Origin of the sequence: Nocardiopsis sp. TNDT3 (assembly GCF_003427465.1) — a bacterium.
GTDB lineage: Bacteria > Actinomycetota > Actinomycetes > Streptosporangiales > Streptosporangiaceae > Nocardiopsis > Nocardiopsis dassonvillei.
Genome location: NZ_QPFC01000972.1, coordinates 1 through 3,791, shown reverse-complemented (window position 1 = coordinate 3,791; position 3,791 = coordinate 1). Strand labels below are relative to the sequence as shown.

The window sequence follows — 3,791 nt, the reverse complement described above, 5'->3', positions numbered from 1 at the left end:
GCGCCGTCCCCGGCCCCTCGCCAGGCGAACCCGGATTCCCCTACAGGATCGAACCGGGGGAGTAGGCGGCCGCCTCCGGGTGCGCGGCCACGATCGCGTCGATCCGCCCCACCACGGCGGCCACCTGGTCGGCGGCGGCGCCGGTGAAGGTGATCCGGTCGGCCAGCAGCGCGTCCAGCTCCTCCCTGCCGAGCGGGAAGCGCCCGTCCTCGGCCAGGCGGTCCAGCAGCCGGTTGCCCGCACCCTCCTGGCGCATGGCCAGGGCCGAGCCCACCGCGTGCTCCTTGATCAGCTCGTGGGCGGTCTCGCGGCCCACCCCGGCGCGCACCGCGGCCATGAGCATCTTGGTCGTGGCCAGGAACGGCAGGTAGCGGTCGAGCTCGGCGGAGACCACCGCGGGGAAGGCCCCGAACTCGTCCAGCACCGTCAGCATCGTCTCCACCAGCCCGTCGAAGGCGAAGAACGCGTCCGGCAGGGCCACCCGGCGCACCACCGAGCAGGACACGTCGCCCTCGTTCCACTGGTCCCCGGCCAGTTCACCGGCCATGGACGCGTACCCGCGCAGGATCACGGTCAGCCCGTTGACCCGCTCGCACGAGCGCGTGTTCATCTTGTGCGGCATGGCCGAGGAGCCCACCTGACCCTCGGCGAACCCCTCGGTGACCAGCTCGTGCCCGGCCATCAGGCGGATCGTCTTGGCCAGCGAGGAGGGACCGGCGGCCAGCTGCACCAGCGCGGTCAGCACCTCGAAGTCCAGCGAGCGCGGGTAGACCTGGCCCACGCTGGTGAAGCGCCGCTCGAACCCGAGGTGGGAGGCCACCCCGTCCTCCAGCGCGCTGAGCGCGGCGCGGTCCCCGCCCAGCAGGTCCAGCATGTCCTGCGCGGTGCCCACCGGGCCCTTGATCCCGCGCAGCGGGTAGCGGGAGATCAGCTCCTCCAGCCGCCCGTGGGCGACCAGCACCTCGTCGGCGATCGACGCGAACCGCTTGCCGAGCGTCGTGGCCTGCGCCGCCACGTTGTGGGAGCGGCCCGCCATCACCGTCTCGCCGTACTCGGCCGAGAGCCTCCCCAGCCGCGCCAGCAGCGCCACCACCCGGTCGCGGGCCAGCAGCAGGCTGTCGCGCACCTGGAGCTGCTCGACGTTCTCGGTCAGGTCGCGCGAGGTCATGCCCTTGTGCACGTGCTCGTGCCCGGCGAGGGCGTTGAACTCCTCGATGCGGGCCTTGACGTCGTGGCGGGTGACCCGCTCGCGTTCGGCGATGGAGGCCAGGTCCACCTGCTCCAGGACCTTCTCGTAGTCCTCGACCACACCGGCCGGGACGTCCACGCCCAGACGCGCCTGGGCGCGCAGCACGGCCAGCCACAGCCGCCGCTCGGCGACCACCTTGTACTCGGGGGACCACAGCCGGGTCAGCTCCGCGGACGCGTAGCGGGCAGCCAGGACATCAGGGATCAGCGGTTTCGCACTCACGTCGTCCGACCCTATCGTCCTGAGCTGCGGCGCACGCGCGGCCACTCCCCCCGAAGGCACCCGGCCCGCAACGGCGGCGACGCAGGTCGGTCGGCGAACGCCCGGAACCGGGGCCAGGAAGGTAGGGCCAGCCCCACCCCCGACCCGGTGGCGCGGCCGATTCCGGCCCGCGCCGGGCCTGCCTAACGTTGGCCCATGACCACTCCCGCGGAGTCCCCGAACCCGCCGCGCGCCCTGTTCCAGGCGCTCACGACGAGGCGTTTCCTGCTCACCTCCTGGCCCTGGCGCGGTCTCGCCTACAGCGGCGGCACCGTCCTGGTGGCCTCCGTCCTGTTCTTCGTCGCCTCGCCCGTCCTGGCCCCCTGGGTGGCGCTGTTCATGGCCTGGAGCGGAGGGATCGAGGCCTTCGACTACGGCGGCATCGTGCTGGTGCTGGCCCTGTGCCTGGCGTTCACGTTCCTGTTCGGACCGCTGGTCGCGATCCCCCTGGGCGCGCTGGAGCGCTGGCGCCTGGGCCTGGTCGGGGGCGGCCCCCGGGAGAGCGGGCACCGCGAACCGGTCCCCGGGCTGTGGGGGTGGGTGCGCACCCGCTACACCGAGGCCGCCACCTGGCGGGAGGTGGCCTACGCGGGGCTGATGCTCCCCCTGGCGGGGGTCAACGCCATGCTCACCGGCTTCCTGCTGCTGCTCGTGATCGTCCTGGCCTCCGGTCCGCTCCTGCTGGACGACAGCCCCGGCTCCGTCGTCGACCTCGGCCTCGTGACGCTCACCTCCAGCGCCGAGGCGGTGCCCTACACCCTCCTGGCCCCGCCGCTGCTGGTCGTCCTGCTCTACGCGTCGGCGGCCATGGCGTGCCTGCACTCCCTGCTGGCCCGCACCCTGCTGGTCGGCCCGCCCAAGGGAGTCCTGCACGCCGAACTCAACCAGGTCACCGAGTCGCGGGCCCGCCTGGTCAACGCCTTCGAGTACGAGCGCAGGCGCATCGAACGCGACCTGCACGACGGCGCCCAGCAGCGCCTGGTCGCCCTGTCCGTGGACCTGGGCGTGGCCCGCCTGGACCTGGAGGAGGGCAGCGAGGCCGACCAGCGCGTGGTCGCCGCCCAGGCCAAGGCCGACGAGCTCATCACCGAGCTGCGCGAGCTGGTGCGCGGCATCCACCCCCGGGTCCTCACCGACCGGGGACTGCCCGCCGCCCTGGAGGAGCTGGCCGACCGCTGCCCCGTGCCCGTGACGGTGCACGTGCGGATCGGTGAACGCCTGCCCGCGCACGTGGAGGGCACGGCCTACTTCGTGGTCGCCGAGGCCCTGACCAACGTCTGCAAGCACGCCGGGGCCGACGCCGCCACCGTGCACGCCAGCACGGCCCCCGGCGCGCCGGGCCGGCCCGACACCCTGCTGGTGGAGGTCACCGACCACGGCGCGGGCGGCGCCGACCCCGCACGCGGGTCCGGGCTCACCGGGCTCGGGGACCGGGTCGCGGTCATGGGCGGCACAATGGAGCTGTCCAGCCCCCGGGGCGGACCTACCCGAATCCGAGTGGAGCTTCCGTGCGGACCCGTTCCCCCGACACCGCTGGCGTGACCCCCGACGCGCCCCTGGTGCCCACCGTCCTGGCCGAGGACGGCGTGCTGCTCAGAGAGGGGCTGTCCGGGATCCTGGAGCGCTTCGGCTTCCCCGTCGTGGCCTCGGTCGGCGACGCCGAGGCGCTGGTGTCGGCCGTCGCCGAGCACGGACCCGGCCTCGTGGTCACCGACATCCGCATGCCGCCCGGCTTCACCGACGAGGGGCTGCGGGCCGCCGTCCGGCTGCGCCGCGAGCGCCCGGGCCTGGCGGTGGTCGCGCTGAGCCAGTACGTGGAGCTGAGCTACGCCACCGACCTGCTCGACTCCGGCAGCGGTCAGGGCGTGGGCTACCTGCTCAAGCAGAGGGTCGGCGACGTCCGCGAGTTCGCCTCCGTGCTGCGCCGGGTGGTGGACGGCGAGACCTTCGTCGACCCCGAGGTGGTCCGCCAGCTGCTGCGCCGCCGCGCCGACCCGCTGGAGCGCCTGACCCCGCGCGAGCGCGAGGTCCTCGCCCTGATGGCCGAGGGCCGCTCCAACGGGGCGATCGCCCGCCACCTGGTGGTCAGCGACGCCGCCGTCGGCAAGCACGTGGGCAACATCCTGGCCAAGCTCGACCTGCCCCCGGACGACGGGGTGCACCGCCGCGTCCAGGCGGTCCTGGCCTACCTGCGCGGCCGCCCCGCCTGAGCCGGGGCCGTCCCCGCACGGCGGGGACGGCGCCCTCGGTGACCGCGCCGGCCGGCACGGTCACCGAGGGC

General features: G+C 74.3%; 3 protein-coding genes. 2 read left to right on the top strand and 1 reads right to left on the bottom strand.

Annotated elements, in window-relative coordinates; translation table 11 throughout:
- Nucleotides 1–40: 40 nt before the first annotated feature.
- Nucleotides 41–1,471, bottom strand: a complete 1,431-nt coding sequence (gene purB, locus DQW06_RS22450; RefSeq protein ID WP_013153461.1) for an adenylosuccinate lyase — start codon at nt 1,469–1,471, stop codon at nt 41–43.
- Nucleotides 1,472–1,666: 195 nt separating this feature from the next.
- On the opposite strand from purB, the gene DQW06_RS22445 reads away from it, so the two are divergent.
- Nucleotides 1,667–3,052 (top strand): sensor histidine kinase, encoded by a 1,386-nt coding sequence (locus tag DQW06_RS22445; RefSeq protein WP_071622211.1) that lies wholly within the window; start codon nt 1,667–1,669, stop codon nt 3,050–3,052.
- The gene (locus DQW06_RS22440) at nt 3,019–3,720 is read left to right on the top strand and encodes a response regulator transcription factor (protein WP_013153459.1); all 702 of its coding nucleotides are present in this window, start codon (nt 3,019–3,021) and stop codon (nt 3,718–3,720) included. Before DQW06_RS22445 ends, DQW06_RS22440 begins: the two co-directional genes overlap by 34 nt.
- Nucleotides 3,721–3,791 lie beyond the last annotated feature (71 nt).